The organism is Thermosporothrix sp. COM3, assembly GCF_059696735.1.
In genome coordinates this window covers 5,287,074-5,307,785 of sequence record NZ_AP019376.1, presented here as the reverse complement: position 1 = coordinate 5,307,785, position 20,712 = coordinate 5,287,074, and the positions used below count along the sequence as shown (strand labels likewise).

The following is a 20,712-nucleotide window of genomic DNA, read 5'->3' as shown; positions in this document are numbered from 1 at the left end:
GAGTAAAGAATAGGAACAGAAAAACTTCTACCATGTTTATTTAAGGAAAAAAGGAACGCCGCGCCGTAATCCATGCCAGAGATGCGATAACAGGAAACAGGGCAATGGTCGGCCACGTGTGCCCCGAAAAAGCACTTACTCTTCAGAAGAGTATACGTGTCATGTGTCGAAAAAGTTTGTCAAAAGTGTCGCGATCCTGTCTCAATTGTGTATGCTTCCCCAGTATACAGAATTGTGCGTGAACTGTGATGGGTCTGGAGACGGATCATCGGGTAGTCTCCAGATGGGTTATTGCTTTTCAGCAAGTGAAAAGAGCGTCACCTGAAGATGCCAGAAGGCGTAAAGGTATTTCTCCCTGTATCATGGTAACGTGGAAAGGCAAGAAAAATCAAAGGTGGTGGCCCTTTCTGGGGGATGAAAAGGCAATTTGACACTCCCCCTTGACTATACTACAATAGACACTGAGGAAGTGTATTTTTGACACTAGCTCGTACATGTCGATGTGTGTATAGGGCGTATTATTACGGAATAAAAAAGGAATCCCGTCTTATGGGAACACCACTCCCCATTTTTATAATGGTTACGCTGGCTGTACTCTTCGGCATCCTGGTAATGGTTGTCTCAAGCATTCTGGGACCGAAAAAACCGACACCGGCAAAGCTAGCGCCATACGAATGCGGTATCCAGGAGGTTACGCCGCCAAAGCGACGCTTCCCTGTCAAATATTTGTTGACAGGTATGCTCTTTATCGCGTTTGACATTGAGATAGTCTCGTTTTATCCGCTCGCCGTCCTGATGAATAAGCTGGAAGTGTTCGGGCTTATCGAATTACTGGTCTTTCTGGCAGTTCTGGCGGTGGGCTACATTTTTGTTTGGCGGAAAGGGGCTTTTACATGGGAGTAAAGAATCCCTGGGAGCCAGTACAGACGTATTCCAATACGCAGACGCCGCGCTTGCGCAAAGAGTTGAACGTCCATAACAAGGATGGCAGCTTCGGCATTCTGACCACTCAGGTAAGCAAACTGATTGATTGGGGCCGTAGCTCTTCTCTGTGGCCCGCGCTATTTGGTCTGGCTTGTTGTGCTATTGAAATGATGTCCACGACTGGAAGTCGTTTCGACCTTGCTCGCTTTGGAGCCGAGGTGTACCGTGCTTCACCGCGTCAGGCTGATCTGATGATTGTTGCCGGGCGCTGCTCGGTGAAGATGGCTCCTGTGCTGCGGCAGATTTATGACCAGATGCCCCATCCGAAATGGGTTATTTCGATGGGGGCATGCGCCTCCTGTGGTGGCGTCTTTAATAATTATGCAATCGTACAGGGTGTAGATAAAATTGTTCCTGTTGATGTCTATGTCCCTGGCTGTCCCCCGACGCCTGATATGTTGCTGTTTGGCTTTACCGAATTGCAACGCAAGATCCGTGAAGGTATCCCCAATCCACCTGATCCACTCGAAGCCAGCGGCCTCAAGCTGGTGGGTCCCGTGGGTGAGGACCAGTAGAAGCCGGGTGAACAGGACACCCACAAGAACAACCACGAAGAGTTTCGGGCCAAGCGTTGGAGGAGAGAGAAAAGCCCGCACCTGAGCGAAACATGCCTGCTGGTTGGCGCAAACCACAGAGGGGGAAACAGGTTTTACCCCCTCTTTCTGGCGTTTAGGCGGGTTTTTCAGGGACCAAACGACGTCACTGGCCTGCTCGGGCTTTTTATGTTTTAGTGTAGGGATGTAGATATATGGTCATAACAGCAGCTTCGACAGTGGATGTGGTACGGGAAACGTTCCCGCAAGCTGTGGTTGAGATCGTCGAATCCAATGGCGAACAGACGATTGTGCTCAAACCAGAATATCTTCTGACCGTTTGCGCGCATCTGCGCGACAAGCTGGGCTATGATTTTCTGGAGACCGTTACCGCTCTCGACTGGCTTGAGCGTGTACCACGTTACGATGTTGTATACCACGTGTTGTCGTATTCAAACCGCTGCTTCATCCGCTTGAAAGTACGCGTTGGTGAGCGCGGTGAAGAGTACCCTGTTGTTCCAAGCGTCGTGCGCATCTGGCCCGCCGCCAACTGGTATGAGCGCGAGGTCTATGATATGTTCGGGATCAAGTTCAGCAACCATCCCGACCTGCGACGTATCCTTATGCCGCCCGATTGGACAACACACCCGTTGCGGAAAGATTATCCCCTTTCCGGCTTTGATCTCCCTGAGCCCCACTGGGGTGGGCAGGTTCCTTATGACGTTGATCCCGGTGTGGGCTCCTATTATGAACAGTCGCTTCGTAGTGCAGAGGGCCGCCAGGTAGATGATCCTCGTCGTGTGCTGAATCCCAATCAGGAACCGGGAACGCTTCCACAATCGAACGAAGAGACGCTTTAAACGGTTATCTGCAAGAGGATGTCTATGCAGCAGAAAGAAAAGTTGAGTATCCCGGCAGGAACGTCCTATTCCCTTGAAGAGGGATCGCCTCTGGTCGATGGGCGCCATGACGATACTATGACGATCAATATGGGACCGCAGCACCCGAGCACTCACGGTGTGTTGCGCCTGATCCTGACCATCGATGGCGAGACCATTGTGAAGGCTGTTCCTGATATTGGTTTTCTGCATACCGGGATTGAGAAAACCGCCGAGTCCAAGTCGTATCATCAGGCGCTGGTGCTGACAGACCGTATGGAGTATCTGTCTCCACTCTGCAATAACCTGGCTTACAGTCTTTCGGTTGAACGGCTGCTCGGCATTGAAGATCAAATCAATGAGAAGATCAAGCATGCTCGTGTGGTGTTGGCCGAATTGCAACGTATCGCCAGCCACTTGATCTGGCTTGGCACCTCGGCTCTCGACCTGGGCGCACAGAGTATGTTCCTGTACTGCTTCCGCGAGCGTGAAGTCATCCTGGACATCTTTGAGATGGTCTCAGGCGTTCGCATGATGACCAGCTACATTTGTCCCGGAGGCTTGCAGGCCGAGCTCCCTCCTGGCTTCGATCAGAAGGTGCGCGATTTTCTGGACTACTTCCCGGAGCGCTTGCATGAGTATCATGACCTGCTGTCCAACAACCAGCTCTTCCTTGATCGCACCAAAGATGTCTGTAAGATTACCAGAGAACAGGCGATTGCCTATGGTGCGACCGGCCCGGTGTTGCGCGGCAGTGGCGTGGTCTGGGATATTCGCAAGGTCTTCCCCTATTCAGGGTATGAGAAGTTTGAGTTTGATATCCCGGTTGGCTCAAATGGCGATGTCTATGATCGCTATCTGGTGCGTATGCTTGAGATGGAAGAGAGCATGAAAATCATACGCCAGGCGCTCGATGGCATGCCAACTGGCCCTTATCGCGTGCTTGACCGCAAGGTCGCGCCGCCGCCGAAATGGCAGATTACCGGCAATATGGAGGCGCTGATCCATCATTTCAAGCTGTTTACGGAAGGATATCGTCCACCGAAGGGAGAAGCCTTTGTTCGTACCGAGGCTCCGAAGGGCGAGCTTGCAATCTATATGGTAAGCGACGGCAGCCCCAAACCGTACCGTATGCATGTACGCGCTCCTTCCTTTGGCAATTTGCAGGTGCTTCCAGTGATGATTGAGGGAAGCCTGCTCTCAGATGTCATTGCTGCTATTGGTAGCGTTGATCTTATGCTCGGGGAGGTTGACCGATGATTTCAGAACAGGCCAAACAGCGCATGCGTGAGCTGGCGAAGCGCTATCCGGCTGCCCGTTCGGCGGTGTTGCCCGCGCTCTATATCGCACAGGAAGAAGAAGGCTATATTACCCGTGAGGGCATCGATGCGGTCGCCGATGTGATCGGTATTACGCCCGATGATGTGGAGAGCGTTGCGACATTCTACACCATGTATCATAAGCAGCCTCCCGGCAAGAAGGTGATCAAGGTCTGTACCAGCATCTCCTGCTATCTGCGCGGCTGCGATAAGCTCATGCAGCATCTGGAACAGCGACTCGGGATCAAGGCGGGCGAGACGACTCCTGATGGGAACTATACCTTGCAGGGGGTGGAATGTCTGGCGTCCTGTGGTACCGCTCCTGTGTTGCAGGTCAATGGCGAGTTCGTGGAAAATGTCTCGCTCCATGATGCTGATGCATTGCTGGATGAACTGGACAAAGAGTTAAAGGCAAAAAAATATGAGCCCAGAACCGAAGCCCGGTTGTAGGGGAGGAACCCGATAGCATGCCAGAGATGGAAAAATTTCTAACGAAACATATTGATGTTCCCGGCATTGATACGCTGGACGTCTATCGCCAGCATGGCGGATATGAGGCGCTGGCGAAGGCACTACGTGAGTATCAGCCCGACCAACTGATCGAAGAGGTGAAGAAGTCGGGGCTGCGGGGACGTGGTGGTGCGGGGTTCCCTACCGGCATGAAGTGGAGCTTTCTGGCCAAGAACGATAAACCGCGCTACCTCTGCTGTAATTGCGATGAGAGTGAGCCGGGCACGTTCAAAGACCGGATGCTGATGGAGAAGATCCCGCATTTGCTCGTGGAAGGCGTGCTGATTACCAGCTATGCCTGTCGCATTTCGACTGCATTTATCTACATTCGCGGTGAACTGGCCCTGGCCGCCCGCCAGGTCGAGAGAGCCGTCAAAGAAGCCTATGAGGCCGGCCTGATCGGTAAGAATATTCTGGGTTCTGACTTCAGCGTGGATATCATTGTGCATCGGGGGGCCGGTGCCTATATCTGCGGTGAGGAGAGCGCTTTGATGGAGTCACTGGAAGGGAAGCGCGGATATCCTCGCCTCAAGCCACCTTTCCCGGCTGCGGTTGGCCTCTATGGTGGCCCGACCGTGATCAATAACTGCGAAACTCTCTGTACGGTTCCTGCCATTATCCGTCATGGAGCAGACTACTATGCATCCTTTGGCACGGAGAAGAGTAAAGGAACGCGTATCTTCTGTCTCAGTGGTCATGTGAAGAAGCCCGGTAACTATGAGCTGCCGCTTGGTATTCCTATGCGCACCCTGATCTATGATGAGCAGTACGGGGGCGGTGTCCTGGGAGACAAGGCGGTGAAGGCCATTATCCCCGGTGGCTCGTCGACCTTCTTCCTGGGACCTGATAAGCTGGACACTCCGCTCGATTACGAGTCGATTGCCGCGGCTGGCTCAATGCTTGGCTCGGGCGGCGTAATCGTGCTGAACGAAGATACCTGTATTGTCGGGGCTATTTTGCGTGCGGTTGAGTTCTATCGCGATGAGTCCTGTGGCAAGTGTACGCCCTGTCGCGAGGGAACATTCTGGCTCACGCAGATTCTGGAACGCCTGGAACATGGCGAGGGCAAGATGAAGGATATCGATTTGCTGACAGATATCTGTAGCAACATCAGTGGCAAGTCCTTCTGTCCGCTCGGTGACGCGGCGACCAGTTTGATTACCAGTGGTGTGCGTCTCTTCCGCGAAGAGTTTGAATATCATGTCAAACACGGACACTGTATGGTAAGCAGTCAGCCCGCGCTGGTATAAAACCTGAAACGTATGCTCGTTTGACATCTTACGGCGAAGAAGCCGCCTGAACAGGTAGAAATACATTATGTCAGAAGAGAAGAAAGACGAACTCGTACACCTTACCATTGATGGCATTCCCGTTGAGGTGCCTCCTGGTACGCTGGTGTGGGCTGCGGCTCAGAAGGCTGGCATCGAGATCCCGATTTATTGCTATCATCCCAAGATGCCGCCGCTGGGTGCATGCCGTATGTGCTTTGTCGAAGTTGAGGGAATGCCCAAACCTCCACAGACCGCCTGTACAACACCGGTCAGTGAGGGTATGGTTGTTCATACAAAGACAGAGAAAGTGCAGAAGGCGCGCCGTGGCACGTTGGAATTCCTGTTGATTAACCACCCGCTGGACTGCCCGATCTGTGATAAGGCAGGCGAGTGCGATTTGCAGGATTTCACTTTGCGTCATGGCCCGGGGAGCACGCGCTTTGATCTGCATAAGCGCCATTATCCCAAGCCGATTCCTGTCAGCAAGGACATCAATCTTGACCGTGAGCGCTGCGTGCTCTGTCAACGCTGTACGCGCTTCAGTTCAGAGATCTCGATGGACAATGGCCTCGTAATGGTCAAACGAGGCTACCGTACAGAGGTCGGTACGGCCCCTGGACATGCCTTCGATTCGATCTTCTCGGGCAACACAGTTGAGATGTGCCCGGTTGGGGCGCTGACCGCGACCAGCTATCGCTTTAAGGCGCGGCCCTGGGAATTGAAGCGTATTCCAAGTGTCTGTAACAATTGCAGCGTAGGGTGTAATGCCCGCGTTGATGTGCGTGTTGACCGCGTGACCCGCCTGTATTCGCGCAACAACGACGCGATTGATGATGGCTGGCTGTGTAACCGTGGTCGTTGGGGGTTTGAGTTTATCAATAACCCGCAGCGCCTGCGCACGCCGCTGATCCGACGCAACGGCCAACTGACCCCGACCTCCTGGGAAGATGCGCTGCTCTATATCGCACAACGCTTTAAAGAGATCGGCGATGCGCATGGCGCGAAGGCAATCGGTGGCATTGGCTCAACGCGAACCACAAACGAAGAAAACTATCTTTTCCAGAAGCTGCTGCGTGAGGTTGTGGGTACCCCGAACGTCGATCACCATCACGGCTATTTCCTGGGTCCCCGTGATCGTTTGACCGGGCGTCCCTGGATGATGACCAATAGTATCGCTGATATGGAAAAGGCGTCGCACATTATCCTGGTAGCCTCCGATCCATACCAGCGTCAGCCGATTCTCAATCTGCGCCTCAAGAAGGCGATGCGGAACGGCACGCGCATTATCATTATCAACGATCAGCCGACCGAGATGGATCGCTTCGAGAAGAACGAGCTCTATGCGGTCACGAAGATTACAATCCCTGAGAAGAGTGCTGGCCTGGCCGCCAAGCTGCTACTGAAATATGCCGTGCAGCACGGAGCCGTGAAGGTTGAGGGCTATGAAGATGTCCCGAGCCAGCTTCTACGCGAGTCCTCGCAGTTGGAAGAGGCGGAACGCTCTTTCGGCGAGGAAGCTGTCAAGCGCTTACAGGCGACTGCGAGCGAGCTGGTTGATGCCCGAGCTGCGATCGTGCTGTACGACGAGATGGCAACGCTGGAGGAGGGCGCGGAGAATCTGGCAACCGACTTACAGGCGCTGGCTTTCCTGACCGGCAATATCGATAAGCCCGGTGCTGGGGTGGGCCCGCTCTTTGAGGATGCGAACTCGCTTGGCGCCCGCGATATGGGCGTATTGCCTGATGCGCTGCCCGGCTATCAGCTCGCCCCTGAAATCGGTATGACCTACTCCGAGATGCTGAATGGCACTGGCCTGAAAGCGCTCTATGTAATGGGTGCGAACCCACTGCGCCATGTGGATGCGCTGCCACAGAGCCTGGAATTTCTGGTTGTGCAGGATATCGAGCTGACCGAGACGGCAAAGCAGGCTGATGTGGTGCTGCCTGCGGTCACGTTTGCCGAGAAGGATGGCACTATGACCAATGTCGATCACCACGTGCAGGTGATTCGCAAGGCGCTGCGTCCGCTGCCAGGGGCAAAGGCTGACTGGGAGATCTTACAGGCGGTCGCGCACAAACTGGGGGCGCAGTGGAACTACACCGGCCCGCGTGAGATCTTCCGGGAGATCGCCGATAGCAACCCGTTCTATCTCGGCCTGACCTATGAAGAGCTGGGCATGCAGGGACTGCGCACGCAGGAAAAGGAGGCTGCTCATGCTTGATTTCCTGAACAATGAAATCGTGGCCTCGATCATTAAAAGCATCATCCTGATCTTTATCCTGCTGACCATCTTTGCCTACATGACGCTGATCGAGCGTGTGGTGCTGGCACGCATGCAGGGGCGCCTGGGGCCGAACCGCGCTGGCCCCTTCGGCATGTTCCAACCGCTGGCAGACGCGATCAAGATGGCGTTTAAGGAACAGTTGGTGCCAGCTCAGGCGAAGAAGTTCATCTATATGCTGGCTCCGGTGATCTCGATTGTGGTGGCGCTGTCGGCTTTTGCCGTGATCCCTATCGGCATGCCCTGGAGTGGTGATGTCAGCAAGCGGGGGCCCTGGGACCCCTTTATCGGCGATGTCAATATTGGCCTGCTCTGGCTGCTTGCCATGTCGTCGTTAGCTGTCTATGGCATTGTGCTCGGCGGTTGGTCATCGGGAAACCGCTACTCGCTGCTTGGCGCATTGCGCAGTGCAGCACAGATGGTCTCCTATGAGACCAGCATGGGGCTTGCTCTGGGTGGCATTCTGATGTTCTCTGGAACGCTGAGCATGGTCGGTATTGTGCAGATGCAGCGTGATATGGGCATCTGGTTTGTGGTAGCGCAGCCGCTTGGCTTTGTGATCTATGCCATTGCGGGTGTTGCCGAGGTGAACCGCGCCCCGTTTGACCTGCCAGAGGCGGAGCAAGAGCTGACCGCTGGATATCTGACCGAGTATGCGGGGCTGCGTTGGAGCCTCTATCAGATGTCCGAATACATCAACATGATCACAGTCAGCGCTGTGGCATCAACGCTGTTCTTTGGTGGTTGGAGCTTCTTCGGATTGGAAAACATTGCGCCCATTCTTTCGGTGGTGTTTTTCGTTATCAAAGTCGCTTTCTTCCTGTTCATTTTCATGTGGCTGCGTGCAACTCTGCCGCGTATTCGCTATGACCGCCTGATGATGTTTGGCTGGCAGTTTCTGTTACCGCTGGCCGCGTTAAATGCGGTGATTACGGCGACAACGGTTGCACTTCATCTGCCCTGGTTTGTCAGTGGTATTGCCGGATTGCTGGTGATTGTTGTTGTGCTGTTCCTGGTGCGCCGATATGAGGTTATCAAAGGGCTGCGCTTTGAGGAGGATAGCAAGAAAGGCAAGTTGGTATTGCCTGCGACCGTGCGCCTGGTGAAGTTTGAGGCCTCTGCACCCTCGAATGGCTCCACTGAGAAAGACACAACACCTGTGCAGGTATAGCGTCACGTCGCTCCTTGTTCCGTGTGAAGTGGACCGCGTGATATGAAAGCATGAAAGACACCGTCCGAGCCATCACCCTGCCTGTTTCCGGGGGCATCAAAGGTTGCAAGCAGGGGCGGCTCGGACCGCGTGATAGGAGCATCTACAATGTCAATGGAAATTCTCAAGGGGATGGCAACAACCCTCAAAAATATGGTGCGTAAGCCTACCACCGTTTCGTATCCAGAGGTAGAGCGTGAACTGCCGGCGCGTTTCCGTGGTCGTCATGTGCTCCATCGCTATGAGAATGGGCTTGAGCGCTGTGTTGGCTGTTATCTGTGTGCTGGTGCCTGCCCGGCAGATGCCATCTATATTGAGGCGGCGGAGAATACCGAGGAACAACGCGTCTCTCCGGGTGAGCGCTATGCCCGGGTGTTCGATGTGAATATGCTGCGCTGTATCTTCTGCGGGTACTGTCAGGCGGCCTGCCCGACCGGCGCCATTACCCTGGAAAAAGAATATAAGCTGGCTTCGTATTACCCGGAAGATATGGTCTATCATAAGGAACAGTTGCTTGAGCCAGTCGGACAGTCAACGATCGGCTCCGCTGCCGTGTGGGCTGATCCCGCACCGCCAGAGGCAGAAGAGCAGCCTGTTCCTCAGGCAAATCTGGTCTTTGATGGTGCACAGGCCAGTGCGGCAGCGGTCGGTATGGGAAACCTGAAAGCCGAGCGCCCTGTCCTGCTAGAAGACGAGGAGCAAGACGCCGACAGACGGACGCTGTAAGTGAGGGCTGGCACGGTATCGGGCTGCGGTAGCGTGTCAGCGTTTGGTTCGGCTTCGATTCGATGAGGAATTCGTTATGACACCTGATATAGCAAATATGTTGGCGTTCGGCGTGCTGGCGCTTGCCAGCATTGCTTCTGCCATAGGAGTTATCGCTTTTAAGAACGCGGTACACAGCGCGCTCAGCCTGATTCTCACGCTGTTCTTTGTGGCGATGTTCTATCTCCAGCTTGGGGCGATGTTTATTGCCGTGGTGCAGATTCTCATTTATGCCGGTGCGATCATGGTTCTCTTCCTCTTTGTAGTGACAATGCTCTCACCGGACACACAGGAGATGGAGAAGAATCGTCTTTCCTGGCAGCGGTATGCAGGTATTCTGCTTGGCATCGTTCTGGTGGGCGCCTTGAGTTACCTGATCTACTCACAGGTCTCATCGGGGAGCATCATGCAAACTCAGCATGAGAGTCTGCAACAGGTTGTGCAGAAGCAGGGAGATATTCAGGCTTTTGGTCTGGCGCTCTTTCATGGCTTTGCCTTCCCCTTTGAAGTGACCAGTTTGTTGATTGTTGTCGCGATCATTGGCGCTCTGGTCTTCGGGCGCAGGTCGTCGTAGGGAGGAATGCTGATGCCAGCAGTTGTCAATTTGCCGCCATTGTCGGCGTATCTGGTGGTAAGCGCCATCCTGTTCACCATTGGGGTGCTCGGTGTGATTATTCGGCGCAACCCGCTGATTGTCTTTATGTCGATTGAGTTGATGCTGAATGCCGTCAATCTCTCTTTTCTCGCTTTCTCACGTTTTCTTGACTCGGCAGATGGACAGATGTTTGTGTTTGTTGTGCTCACCGTCGCGGCAGCCGAGGTCGTGGTGGGACTGGCAATTATCGTCACCATCTTCCGCACGCGCCGCAACATCGATGTAGATGAGATGAATATGTTGCGCGGCTAAGAGAGGGAAGTATGCAGAATTTTGGTTTATGGATGTTGCTCCCTCCCCTGCTCGGTTTTATCATTCTGGGGTTGCTGGGCAAGGTATTCTCGCGGGCCGTGATCCAGACGGTGGCTTGGGCTGCCTGTGGCATCTCCTTTCTGGCTGCCGGGTTGAACTTTCTGGTGATGCTCGGCACCGCGCCAGATCAACGGGTGAGCGACGTCGTTCACTATACGTGGATGGCCTCTGGCCTCGCGTCCGAATTCAAGGTCGACTTCGGCATTCTCTATGATCCCCTGACGGCAGTAATGATGCTGGTGATCACCGGGGTTGGCCTGCTGATTCACATCTATTCCGCCGGGTACATGAAAGATGATCCCGGTTTCTGGCGTTTCTTCGCCTACCTGAACTTCTTTATTTTCTCGATGGCGCTGCTGGTCCTGGCGAACAACTTCCTGTTCCTGCTTGTCGGGTGGGGGTTGGTCGGTCTGGCATCGTTCTTGCTGATCGGCTTCTGGTATCAGCGTCCTGCGCCTGTCGCGGCGGCTCGCAAGGCATTCGTCATCAATATTATTGGTGACTTCGGCCTGATGATTGCGCTGTTCCTGATCTTCAGCAATTTCGGGTCGCTGCAATATCAGGAGGTCTTCAGCCATACCGCGAAACTGGCAGCGGGTAGCACTACCGCTATCGTGATCTGTCTGCTGCTCTTCGTGGCCTGTGCGGCCAAGTCGGCGCAGTTGCCGCTCTACATGTGGTTGCCGGATGCAATGGAGGGCCCGACTCCGGTCAGTGCCCTGATCCATGCTGCGACGATGGTTACTGCCGGTGTCTATCTGGTGGCTCGCACGCATGTGCTGTTTGAACTGGCTCCCACTGCGCTACTGGTGGTTGGCATTATTGGTGGCCTGACCGCGCTGTTTGCCGCGACGATTGCCCTGGTCCAGCTGGATATCAAGCGGGTGCTGGCGTACTCCACAATCAGTCAGCTCGGCTACATGTTTATGGCCGAGAGTGTACATAACTATGGCGCGGGCATCTTCCACCTGATGACGCATGCCTTCTTTAAAGCGCTGCTCTTCCTGGGCGCGGGCGCGGTGATTATCGCGCTTGCTCATGAGCAGGATATGCGCAAGATGGGCGGCCTCTGGAAGCGGATGCCTATCACGGCCTGGACCTTCCTGATTGCGACATTGGCGATCAGTGGTGTGCCTCCGTTCGCTGGCTTCTGGAGTAAGGATGAGATTCTCAGCACGCTGTTCGCGCAGGCTATGTCGACCGGGAACGCGGTCTATTATGTGCTCTGGGGTCTTGCCCTGCTGACGGCTGCGCTGACGGCTTTCTATATGTTCCGCCTGTTCTTCATTGTCTTCACTGGAACGTATCGCGGCGAGCAGGCTGTGGTGCGTCGCCATGAAGAAGAAGAGGAGGAAGAGGAGGAGCCGGGGCACCACGCCACTCCTGTTCCGTACTATGAGATCAGAGAAGTGCCGGGTGTGATGTCGACGCCTTTGGTCCTGCTCGGTATTCTCTCGGTAGTTGGCGGCTTGATCGGTATGCCCTTCTGGTCTCCGTTCGGACAGTTCCTTGAGCCAATCTTCCACGGCGTTGAAGCTCCGCACCTCTCTGGAGGGATGGAATGGGTCTCTGTGATCCTGAGCCTGGTCGCGGCTGCCATTGGTTTTGGCGCGGCATGGTCCATCTATCGCAAGGGCTATGCGTACAGAGAGAAGCGGAACCCGTTCTATCAGTTGCTCTTCAACAAGTATTATGTTGATGAGCTTCTGGATGCAATCCTTGTGAAGCCGATTCTGGCTCTGGGTCGCGGTCTGACTACCGCGCTGGAAAACTTCACGCTGGAAGGCGTCAGCCGTGGTATTGCCGGGGTCTTCCGGGGAACCAGTTCAGGGCTGCGCACACTACAAACCGGCTACATGCGGAACTATGCGTTTATTATCCTGGTAGGTGTTGTGTTGATCATCCTGTACTACGTGGTGATGAGGGGGTAGAAGTCATATGTTTCAGATTGTACTTCCTTTGGTCGTCCTCCTCCCCATTGTAGGAGGGATTCTTACACTCTTCTTGCCGCAGGCCCGACATGGCCTGATCCGAGGCTTTGCGCTGGCTGTCTCTGGGCTGACCCTGCTTGGCAGCCTGGTCCTGGCGCTGGTATATGCACAGAAGACGGTGAGCCTGTTCAGTGAAGCAACCTATGGTATCAGTCTTCCCTGGATTCCGGCAATTGGTATTAACCTGACGCTGAATGTTGATGGTATCAGCGTTGTGTTGATTGTATTAACCGCATTGCTGGCTCTGGTCTGTATCGGTGCGTCCTATCGGCTGGAGACAAAGGTCAAGCATTACATGGCCTTTATGCTCCTGCTTGCGGGCGGCATTATTGGAGTCTTTGCCGCGTCGAATCTCTTCCTCTTCTACATCTTCTGGGAGTTGATGCTGATTCCGGCTTATTTCCTGGTGGGAAGTTGGGGAAGTGGACGCCGCGTGTATGCTGCGCTCAAGTTTGTGATCTTTACCTCAGTCGGTAGCTTGCTCATGCTGGCAGGAATCATCGCGCTTGGTGTGTTCTACCAGCGTTCGACTGGTTGTGCCTATACGCTCGATCTGGGAACGTTACTCAATGGTATCGTTGATCCGGCGACCGGTCAGGTATCCTGTAAGCTCTCGCTGGATCACACCGCACAAATCTGGCTTCTGCTTGCGTTTGCTGCTGCCTTTGCGGTAAAGATCCCGTTTGTGCCGTTCCATAACTGGCAGCCCGACACCTATAGCGCGGCTCCTGCTCCCGTGACCGCCCTGATCGCCGGTGCGATGTCGAAAGCTGGCGCGTACGGCTTCCTGCGCTTCTGCATTCCGTTGTTCCCGCTGGCTATCCAGGATCTGGCTCCGCTTTTCCGCACGCTGGCGGTAATCGGTATTCTCTACTGTGCGGTCCTGGCGCTGGTACAGGTTGATGTCAAGCGCCTGCTGGCCTATTCCAGTATCAGTCACCTGGGCGTGGTTATGCTTGGTATGTTTGCCTTTAATGCTCAGGGGGCCGAGGGCTCGGTGCTACAGATGGTAAACCACGGTATCACTACCGCTGCCCTCTTCCTGATCGCAGGCTTTATTGAGGAGCGCACCGGAACACGCAAACTGACCGATTTTGGTGGCATCGCAACAAAGGTTCCGGTACTGGCAACAGTCATGCTGATTGCGGCGCTCTCTTCTCTTGGCTTGCCCGGGCTCAACAGCTTTACCGGTGAGTTCCTGTCTCTGCTCGGGGCATTCCGTAACAATGTCTGGTTTGGTACTATTGCGACCATTGTGGTAGTCCCGGCAGCGTGGTATATGCTCCGCTTCTTCCAGGGTATGATGGTTGGACGCCTGCCCAAAGCGGGCCCGGTTGTCGCCCAGTTGCGGAAAGGGGCATTGCCTGATATTCGTCTGGGCGAGTTTGTGGTGATCTTACCATTACTGGCGTTGATCGTGTACATCGGCTTGCAGCCGAACTTTATTACAGCGTTGCTGCATTCGTCGGTGGCGAATACGATTCAGAATCTTGGCGTATTATTCGTGAAATAGGCCGCCGGGGTGCCTGTTCAATGTGGGCGGGCACCTCCTACTACGAGGTAGAGTTTGTTTATGACGTTCACATATACCGTCTCCGCTGCGGATTGGGGGCGAATAGCGCCAGTACTGGTCCTGGTAGGCATGGCACTCGTGGTTATGCTGGTGGATGTGGTGCTCCCGCATGCGGGAGGAAAGCGCACGAAGGATACCGGGCCGGAAAACTTTGTTGTTCTGCCTCTCCTGGCGTTCCTGGGAGTGCTTGGCGCTATTGCCGCTACCATTGTGCTTTTTGTCATGGGCGACCATCAACCCGCGTTTAACAACATGGTGGGTTCGGATTATGGGGCGCTCTATGCAAATCTGATTCTCTTGACTGCAAGTGGCCTGGGTATCTTACTTTCGCCCCAGTTCCTGAAGCGCTTGCAACTGGTTCATCAGGGTGAATACTATGCCCTGTTCCTGTTTGCGACTGTTGGCATGATGTTGCTGGCTTCGGCAACGAACTTTGTGACGGTCTTTCTGGGCATTGAGCTTCTTTCGCTGGCTCTGTATATTCTATGCGCCTTTGTGGCTCGCCGCAGGGCCTCGCAGGAGTCAGGCATGAAGTATTTCTTGCTCAGCTCGTTTGCCTCGGCCTTCCTGCTCTATGGGATCGCGTTGACCTATGGCTCGACGAATAGCACGTCGTTTCGGGGGGCCGCGGATGCGGTCTCGCTTGTAATGAAGGGTGGGAATGCTGCACCGGCTATGTTGCTGGTTGCGATGGCGCTGATGTCGGTCGGCTTTGCCTTTAAAGTGTCGGCTGTGCCGTTCCAGGCCTGGACGCCTGACGTATATCAGGGCGCTCCGGCTCCCGTGACCGCCTTTATGTCGGTGGGCACAAAAGCGGCCGCGTTGATTGCATTTGCCCGCGTCTTTGATGTGGTGCTGTTGCCGGCGCATGCGACGTGGATGCCCGTTATCTGGGCGATCGCGGTGCTAACGATGGTCGGCGGCAACATTATGGCGGTTGCGCAGAAGAACGTGAAGCGAATGCTTGCCTATTCAAGCGTTGCGCATGCTGGTTACCTGATGATCGGGATCGTTGTTGGCGGCGTCGACGGAATAGCCTCCATTCTCTTCTATCTGTTCTGCTATGCCTTTATCAACGTTGGCGCTTTTGGGGTCGTCTCGTTCCTTGAGAGATTGGACAACTCCGGCAGCGATGCAAGCGCTCTGCGTGGTCTCTGGCATAGACGCCCGGTGCTGGCTGGTCTGCTGGCCTTCTTCCTGCTATCGCTGGCCGGTTTTCCGCCGATGGCTGGCTTTGCTGGAAAATACTATCTGTTCTATACCGCTCTGGTCGGTGGGCATCCCGAACTGCTGATTATCGGCGTGCTGGCGAGCGTTTTTGGTATGTACTACTACCTGCGCTTTATCGCGACCATGTTTATGGAGGCACCAGAAAAAGAGGTTCAGCCCGCGGTGGCGCCTGCGGCCACGCCGGTGCGCCGTGCTTCCGGAAAACTGAGCACACCTTCACGGGGTGGCACTGCTGTTGCGGTGAAGCCCGCTGCTGAGAAAGAGGTGAAGGTTGAGTCCGGGGTGGTCGCTGAGGTCGTGGATGATGAGCCGAGGCACAATCTGAACTGGATGGCCTGGCTGTCTCTGGGACTGTCCGTTATTGGAGCGCTGGCGATGGGGACTGTGCTGCCTTTCTGGCTGGTTGATCTAGCCCGGCAAGCGGCAGAAGCAATGTTGAAGTGACAAAACTGGTTGCGGTTTTTGAGGGTCGGGAACGAGTACGTCCCGGCCCTCTTCCTTTGCCGCAGAGAGCGCTTCAGGAGACCCGGGTTACGGTTGGATGAGAGGTTTGCTGGTTCTGCTGGGAACGCTTACGATAGGCGAGATAATCATCAAGAATGCGCAGTGAATGCTTGCTCATCACCAGGCGCAATTCTTGCTCCGACATCCAGCAGGCGGATCCTTCAACGGTTGGATGTAGCCGCCCGCCAACTACCTCACCCGAGAAGACAAAACTATTGGTGCTCATGTTGGTCCAATGGTCGCTGACCAGCGAGTAGACATTGATACAATCCTCTGCCTGGATCTTCATGCCGGTCTCTTCTTCTCCCTCACGCTCTGCTGACTGCTGCGGTGTTTCGCGCCAGTTCATAAAGCCACCTGGGAAGACCACGCGATTCCCCGGGAGGCGAACGACCAGATAGCGATTGTTCTGTTCAACGACGACTGCTGCGCTCCCAAAGGGTGGAATTCGGTTGCCGGTGATGAGATTGATCAGATGAAAGAAAAGGCTGACACATTTTTTTAAGAGATCATAGAACATAGGTCTTTCTACTCGCTTTCCAATAGCTGTAACTGATTCAGAGCCGAAGAGTGCCCTGACACTTTCCCCTTGCTACTGCCTATTATCGTCGATGATTGTCATAACAGTATCATAGAGTTGTCGCAGAGCTGTCATAGATGAAAGTAAGCTGTATATACTTTTACTGATAGGGAAGCAAGAGGGACTCACTTTTGAGGATGGATGCATTATATTCCTCTAAGGAAAAAGGGGAGTGTCGATGACGAAGGTTCTCTCTTTGTCGACAATAAGAATGAGAGCATCCTATAGGAATGGGCTGTAACAGGCAATGAAAACTCAGCAATACAATTGCGTTTTTACTTCGGTTGAGGCGCACCTGGGCTATTGCAAGCGCCAGGTTAGATAGTGACTGGAAAATTGTGTTAAGATAGCTATGTGAATGAAGAAAAAGCATGGAGAATTGAATCTGGTATGAGGAAGCCACATATTACCCCTTACGGCTCGTGGAAGTCTCCCATCACAACTGATATGCTTGTATCGGAGACCATTAGAGTAAACGAGATCGCACTTGATGGACAGAATGTATACTGGATTGAGGGGAGACCGTCTGAAGGGGGCCGCAACGCTATTGTAAAGCGAAACGTTGACGGGTCACAGGTCGATGTCTTGCCTCTGCCGTTGAATGCTCGTACAATGGTTCACGAGTACGGTGGGGGAGATTACGCCGTCAGTCAGGATACGGTCTTTTTTGCGAACTTCAGTGATCAGCGGCTTTACCGCTTGCAACCGGGCGCGGAACCGGAGCCGATTACCCCTCCCGAACGGAAACGCTATGCAGATATGGTGGTCGATCAGCAGCGGCAACGCCTGATCTGTGTCTGTGAGGACCACACGCATTCTGATCATGATCCAGCAAACACGCTTGTCAGTGTGCCGCTTGATGGTAGTGGCAAGCTCTGCACGCTCGTGGCGGGGAATGATTTCTACTCCACGCCGCGTCTGAGCCCTGATGGCTCAAAACTCTGCTGGCTGACCTGGAATCATCCCAATATGCCCTGGGATGGCTGTGAACTCTGGGTTGGCTCTATTGATGCAAATGGCTATGTCAGCTATGCCGAGCATGTTGCAGGTGGCGAAAGCGAATCTATTTTCCAGCCGCAGTGGTCTCCTGATGGGGTTCTGTATTTTGTCTCTGATCGTTCGGGCTGGTGGAATATTTATCGCTTAAACGCTGACGGCACGATAGAGCCGATGCATGAGATGCAGGCTGAGTTTGGCTCTCCACAGTGGGTTTTTGGCATGTCTACCTATGGCTTCGCGTCTGCTCAGACCATTATCTGTCGCTATACAGAGGGCCAGGATAAGCTTGCCAGCCTGGATACCCGCACCAAAAAGTTTACCCCGATCCCTGTTCCTTATACCGTCATCTCAGACGTGCAGGTGACCCCAGAACACGTGTTTTTTATCGGGGCGTCTCCAAGCGAGTTCCGCTCGGTCGTAGCGCTGGATTTGCAAAGTAGGCAGACGACTGTGCTGAAGCGTTCCAGCACGCTCGCCCTTGATCCGGGCATCATCACCGAGCCGCAACTGATCGAGTTTCCGACCGAAAACGGCCAGACGGCCTATGGCTATTATTATCCGCCTCGCAATGCTGCATATGAGGCTCCAGAGGGCGAGCTTCCCCCGTTGCAGATCTGGAGTCATGGCGGACCGACCAGCCAATCGGTCGCGGTGCTGGATTTAAGTAAGCTCTACTGGACGAGTCGTGGTTTTGCCATTCTCGATGTCAACTATGGAGGCAGTACCGGCTATGGGCGGGCGTATCGTGAGCGGCTCAAGGGGCAGTGGGGCATTGTGGATATCGACGATTGTGTGAATGGAGCGCTCTATCTGGCGAATCAGGGCCTGGTTGATAAAGAGCGCCTGACGATTCGTGGGGGAAGTGCGGGCGGCTATACCACCCTGGGGGCGTTGACGTTCCGCGATGTCTTTAAGGCCGGTGCCAGCTTCTTCGGTGTCAGCGATATTATCGGGCTGGCCGAACACACCCATAAGTTTGAGTCACGCTATACTTTCGGTCTGGTTGGCCCGTATCCCGAGTGTGCTGATCTCTATCGTGAGCGCTCTCCGCTGAACCACGTTGAGCAGCTCTCCTGTCCAATGATTCTCTTCCAGGGCCTTGATGATAAGATCGTGACGCCCGATCAGTCACAAAAGATGGTTGAGGCACTGCGGGCCAGAAAGATTCCGGTTGCCTATATTGAGTTTGAAGGCGAAGGTCATGGCTTCCGGCGGGCCGACTCGATCAAGCGGGCGCAAGAGGCAGAACTGTACTTCTACGCAAAGGTGTTCGGCTTTGAGCTGGCCGAGCAGGTTGAGCCGGTAGAAATCGAAAATTTGCATAGTTGAGGACTCTGCTGCTGCGATATAATTGAGGTGAGGTCGAGAAGCGCTCTCTTGCGTCTGTGCAGGAGAGACGACATGTTCATTCTATCCCTCGGGCGTGAGGATCATCAGCCTCACGCTTGCTTTGTTCAACTTCATTGATGTGTTTGCATAAACAGGAAAGAGAGACAATAGCACGTGGCAGAACAGAAGATTGACTTTACACGTAGTGATGACCGTATTAACACGTTGCTTGAATATGTACAGGAGATCGTCGATCTGAGTTCTCTCGCCGCTCTGGCCGACTGGGACCAGCAGACCGCGATGCCCGATGGTGCCAACGAGGTCCGCGGTCATCAGATGGCAACTATGAGCGGCTTGGTGCATGATCGGCAGACCTCTCCGCAGCTTGGCGAGCTGCTCAAGAGCCTGGAGGATGTGGTTCATCAGCCTCAATACTCTGATGCTGATCGCGCTCTGGTCCGCGACACCCGCCGCGCGTATGATTTCGCTGTCAAACTGCCCCGCGAACTGGTGAAGGAGATGGAGATTGCGCGCGTTGATGCGTTCAATACCTGGGTGAAAGCGCGCGCGAATAATGATTTTGGTCTCTTTGCTCCCAAGCTGAAAAAGATTATCGAGTTCCAGCGTGAGGTGGCTGATCGCTGGGGCTACAAAGAGACGCGCTACGATGCCCTGCTTGATGCCTACGAGCCCGGGTTTACTGCGGCGAAGGTGTCGGCTCTCTTTGAGCCGGTACGCGATGTCAGCAAGACCATGCTCAAGCGCATTCAGCAGAGCGGCAACAAGGTCGATATGAGCTCCGTGAGTGGTCAGCGTTTCGATGTTGAGAAGCAGAAGGAGCTGTGCATCAAGGCCCTGAAGGCAATGGGCTATGATTTCAACCGGGGCGAACTGCGTGTCTCCGCACACCCATTTACCACCAGCTTTGGTTCTCCTTTTGATGTGCGTGTCACCACGCGCTATCAGGAAGATTATTTGCCGATGGGCCTGATGGGTGCGCTTCACGAGGGCGGCCATGCGGTCTATGAGCAAGGAGTGGCCCCGACCCTGGTACGTACGCCGCTGGCAAGTGGCGCGACGATGGGCGTTCATGAGTCGCAGTCCCGCCTGTGGGAGAACATTATTGGTCGCTCTACAGCGTTCTGGAAGGGACAGTTCGGCCTTGTACGCGAGTGCTTCCCCGAGCAGTTCCAGCAAGTGTCTGCGGAAACGTTTGCCCGCGCTTTGAACAACGTTGAGGCCAGCCTGATTCGTGTCGAGGCGGATGAGGTAACCTATAATCTGCATATTATCATCCGCTTTGAGATGGAGCGTGCAATGATGAATGAGGATGTCTCGGTAGAGTCGCTGCCCTCAATGTGGAATGCTAAATATCAGGATTATCTGGGTATTACTCCCGATAGCGATGCCAATGGTATTCTTCAGGATGTCCACTGGACCTCTGGCTTTGGCTACTTCCCGAGCTATACCTTTGGCAATCTCTATAGCGCCCAGATCTATAACACGCTGCGCAAGGCATATCCTGATTTTGATGAGCGCCTGGCTGGCGGTGATGTCTCCTTCGTGCTGAACTGGCTGCGCGAGAACCTCTATGCCTACGGCACGATCTATCAGCCAGAAGAGCTGATTCAGCGCGTTACCGGAGAAGCGCCCAACCCACAGTATCTTGTTGATTACCTGACCAACAAGTTTTCACAGATCTATAACCTCTAGCATGAGAAGGGGCAGGAACTCTTTCCCTGCCCCGTTTTTTTGATTGAGCACGTTTCTCCTGGCCCTTTCAACTGA

At 54.3% G+C, this 20,712-nt stretch carries 17 protein-coding genes; 16 read left to right on the top strand and 1 reads right to left on the bottom strand.

Annotation, left to right across the window (positions count from 1 at the left end):
* Positions 1-549: 549 nt before the first annotated feature.
* From KTH_RS22560 to KTH_RS22495, 14 genes are all read left to right on the top strand, one after another.
* Positions 550-903, top strand: a complete 354-nt coding sequence (locus KTH_RS22560; protein ID WP_111325331.1) for an NADH-quinone oxidoreductase subunit A — start codon at positions 550-552, stop codon at positions 901-903.
* Positions 894-1,499, top strand: a complete 606-nt coding sequence (locus KTH_RS22555) for an NADH-quinone oxidoreductase subunit B (RefSeq protein WP_246046336.1) — start codon at positions 894-896, stop codon at positions 1,497-1,499. Before KTH_RS22560 ends, KTH_RS22555 begins: the two co-directional genes overlap by 10 nt.
* 233 nt (positions 1,500-1,732) lie before the next feature.
* Positions 1,733-2,377 (top strand): NADH-quinone oxidoreductase subunit C, encoded by a 645-nt coding sequence (locus tag KTH_RS22550; RefSeq protein WP_111325330.1) that lies wholly within the window; start codon positions 1,733-1,735, stop codon positions 2,375-2,377.
* A 24-nt stretch (positions 2,378-2,401) separates the two neighbouring features.
* Positions 2,402-3,655, top strand: a complete 1,254-nt coding sequence (gene nuoD, locus KTH_RS22545) for an NADH dehydrogenase (quinone) subunit D (RefSeq protein WP_111325329.1) — start codon at positions 2,402-2,404, stop codon at positions 3,653-3,655.
* Positions 3,652-4,164 carry an NADH-quinone oxidoreductase subunit NuoE gene (gene nuoE, locus KTH_RS22540; RefSeq protein ID WP_111325328.1) on the top strand — a complete coding sequence of 171 codons (513 nt, stop codon included), beginning with the start codon at positions 3,652-3,654 and terminating at the stop codon, positions 4,162-4,164. The genes nuoD and nuoE overlap by 4 nt, the downstream gene beginning before the upstream one ends.
* Before the next feature lie 17 nt (positions 4,165-4,181).
* Complete coding sequence (gene nuoF, locus KTH_RS22535) at positions 4,182-5,474, top strand: NADH-quinone oxidoreductase subunit NuoF (RefSeq protein ID WP_497621174.1); 1,293 nt, start codon at positions 4,182-4,184, stop codon at positions 5,472-5,474.
* A gap of 67 nt (positions 5,475-5,541) precedes the next feature.
* Complete coding sequence (gene nuoG, locus KTH_RS22530; protein WP_497621172.1) at positions 5,542-7,716, top strand: NADH-quinone oxidoreductase subunit NuoG; 2,175 nt, start codon at positions 5,542-5,544, stop codon at positions 7,714-7,716.
* Positions 7,709-8,947, top strand: coding sequence for an NADH-quinone oxidoreductase subunit NuoH (nuoH, locus tag KTH_RS22525; RefSeq protein ID WP_497621170.1), 1,239 nt, complete (start codon positions 7,709-7,711; stop codon positions 8,945-8,947). The genes nuoG and nuoH overlap by 8 nt, the downstream gene beginning before the upstream one ends.
* Positions 8,948-9,094: 147 nt before the next feature.
* Complete coding sequence (gene nuoI / locus KTH_RS22520; RefSeq protein WP_497621168.1) at positions 9,095-9,712, top strand: NADH-quinone oxidoreductase subunit NuoI; 618 nt, start codon at positions 9,095-9,097, stop codon at positions 9,710-9,712.
* A gap of 76 nt (positions 9,713-9,788) precedes the next feature.
* Positions 9,789-10,325, top strand: coding sequence for an NADH-quinone oxidoreductase subunit J family protein (locus KTH_RS22515; protein WP_111325323.1), 537 nt, complete (start codon positions 9,789-9,791; stop codon positions 10,323-10,325).
* A gap of 12 nt (positions 10,326-10,337) precedes the next feature.
* Complete coding sequence (nuoK, locus tag KTH_RS22510; protein WP_497621166.1) at positions 10,338-10,658, top strand: NADH-quinone oxidoreductase subunit NuoK; 321 nt, start codon at positions 10,338-10,340, stop codon at positions 10,656-10,658.
* 11 nt (positions 10,659-10,669) lie between these two features.
* Positions 10,670-12,649: an NADH-quinone oxidoreductase subunit L gene (gene nuoL, locus KTH_RS22505; RefSeq protein ID WP_111325321.1), complete on the top strand. Its 1,980-nt coding sequence runs from the start codon at positions 10,670-10,672 to the stop codon at positions 12,647-12,649.
* Between the two features lie 7 nt (positions 12,650-12,656).
* Entirely contained in the window at positions 12,657-14,222 is a 1,566-nt protein-coding gene (locus KTH_RS22500; protein WP_111325320.1) for a complex I subunit 4 family protein, read from the top strand.
* A gap of 60 nt (positions 14,223-14,282) precedes the next feature.
* Positions 14,283-15,956 (top strand): NADH-quinone oxidoreductase subunit N, encoded by a 1,674-nt coding sequence (locus tag KTH_RS22495; protein WP_111325319.1) that lies wholly within the window; start codon positions 14,283-14,285, stop codon positions 15,954-15,956.
* 73 nt (positions 15,957-16,029) lie between these two features.
* On the opposite strand, the gene KTH_RS22490 is transcribed toward KTH_RS22495, so the two are convergent.
* Positions 16,030-16,536 (bottom strand): NUDIX hydrolase, encoded by a 507-nt coding sequence (locus KTH_RS22490; RefSeq protein WP_111325318.1) that lies wholly within the window; start codon positions 16,534-16,536, stop codon positions 16,030-16,032.
* A gap of 450 nt (positions 16,537-16,986) precedes the next feature.
* Between KTH_RS22490 and KTH_RS22485 the strand changes: the two genes are divergently transcribed.
* Both KTH_RS22485 and KTH_RS22480 read left to right on the top strand, forming a co-directional pair.
* Positions 16,987-18,924, top strand: coding sequence for a S9 family peptidase (locus tag KTH_RS22485; protein ID WP_111325317.1), 1,938 nt, complete (start codon positions 16,987-16,989; stop codon positions 18,922-18,924).
* A 174-nt stretch (positions 18,925-19,098) separates the two neighbouring features.
* On the top strand, positions 19,099-20,637 hold the full coding sequence (locus tag KTH_RS22480) for a carboxypeptidase M32 (protein WP_111325316.1): 1,539 nt from the start codon (positions 19,099-19,101) through the stop codon (positions 20,635-20,637).
* Positions 20,638-20,712 lie beyond the last annotated feature (75 nt).

Excerpts from the sequence above, each read along its gene's own strand:
- KTH_RS22560 (WP_111325331.1), top strand. The coding sequence starts at position 550 with ATGGGAACACCACTCCCCATTTTTATAATGGTTACGCTGGCTGTACTC.
- KTH_RS22555 (WP_246046336.1), top strand. The coding sequence starts at position 894 with ATGGGAGTAAAGAATCCCTGGGAGCCAGTACAGACGTATTCCAATACG.
- KTH_RS22550 (WP_111325330.1), top strand. The coding sequence starts at position 1,733 with ATGGTCATAACAGCAGCTTCGACAGTGGATGTGGTACGGGAAACGTTC.
- nuoD (WP_111325329.1), top strand. The coding sequence starts at position 2,402 with ATGCAGCAGAAAGAAAAGTTGAGTATCCCGGCAGGAACGTCCTATTCC.
- nuoE (WP_111325328.1), top strand. The coding sequence starts at position 3,652 with ATGATTTCAGAACAGGCCAAACAGCGCATGCGTGAGCTGGCGAAGCGC.
- nuoF (WP_497621174.1), top strand. The coding sequence starts at position 4,182 with ATGCCAGAGATGGAAAAATTTCTAACGAAACATATTGATGTTCCCGGC.
- nuoG (WP_497621172.1), top strand. The coding sequence starts at position 5,542 with ATGTCAGAAGAGAAGAAAGACGAACTCGTACACCTTACCATTGATGGC.
- nuoH (WP_497621170.1), top strand. The coding sequence starts at position 7,709 with ATGCTTGATTTCCTGAACAATGAAATCGTGGCCTCGATCATTAAAAGC.
- nuoI (WP_497621168.1), top strand. The coding sequence starts at position 9,095 with ATGTCAATGGAAATTCTCAAGGGGATGGCAACAACCCTCAAAAATATG.
- KTH_RS22515 (WP_111325323.1), top strand. The coding sequence starts at position 9,789 with ATGACACCTGATATAGCAAATATGTTGGCGTTCGGCGTGCTGGCGCTT.
- nuoK (WP_497621166.1), top strand. The coding sequence starts at position 10,338 with ATGCCAGCAGTTGTCAATTTGCCGCCATTGTCGGCGTATCTGGTGGTA.
- nuoL (WP_111325321.1), top strand. The coding sequence starts at position 10,670 with ATGCAGAATTTTGGTTTATGGATGTTGCTCCCTCCCCTGCTCGGTTTT.
- KTH_RS22500 (WP_111325320.1), top strand. The coding sequence starts at position 12,657 with ATGTTTCAGATTGTACTTCCTTTGGTCGTCCTCCTCCCCATTGTAGGA.
- KTH_RS22495 (WP_111325319.1), top strand. The coding sequence starts at position 14,283 with ATGACGTTCACATATACCGTCTCCGCTGCGGATTGGGGGCGAATAGCG.
- KTH_RS22490 (WP_111325318.1), bottom strand. The coding sequence starts at position 16,536 with ATGTTCTATGATCTCTTAAAAAAATGTGTCAGCCTTTTCTTTCATCTG.
- KTH_RS22485 (WP_111325317.1), top strand. The coding sequence starts at position 16,987 with ATGAGGAAGCCACATATTACCCCTTACGGCTCGTGGAAGTCTCCCATC.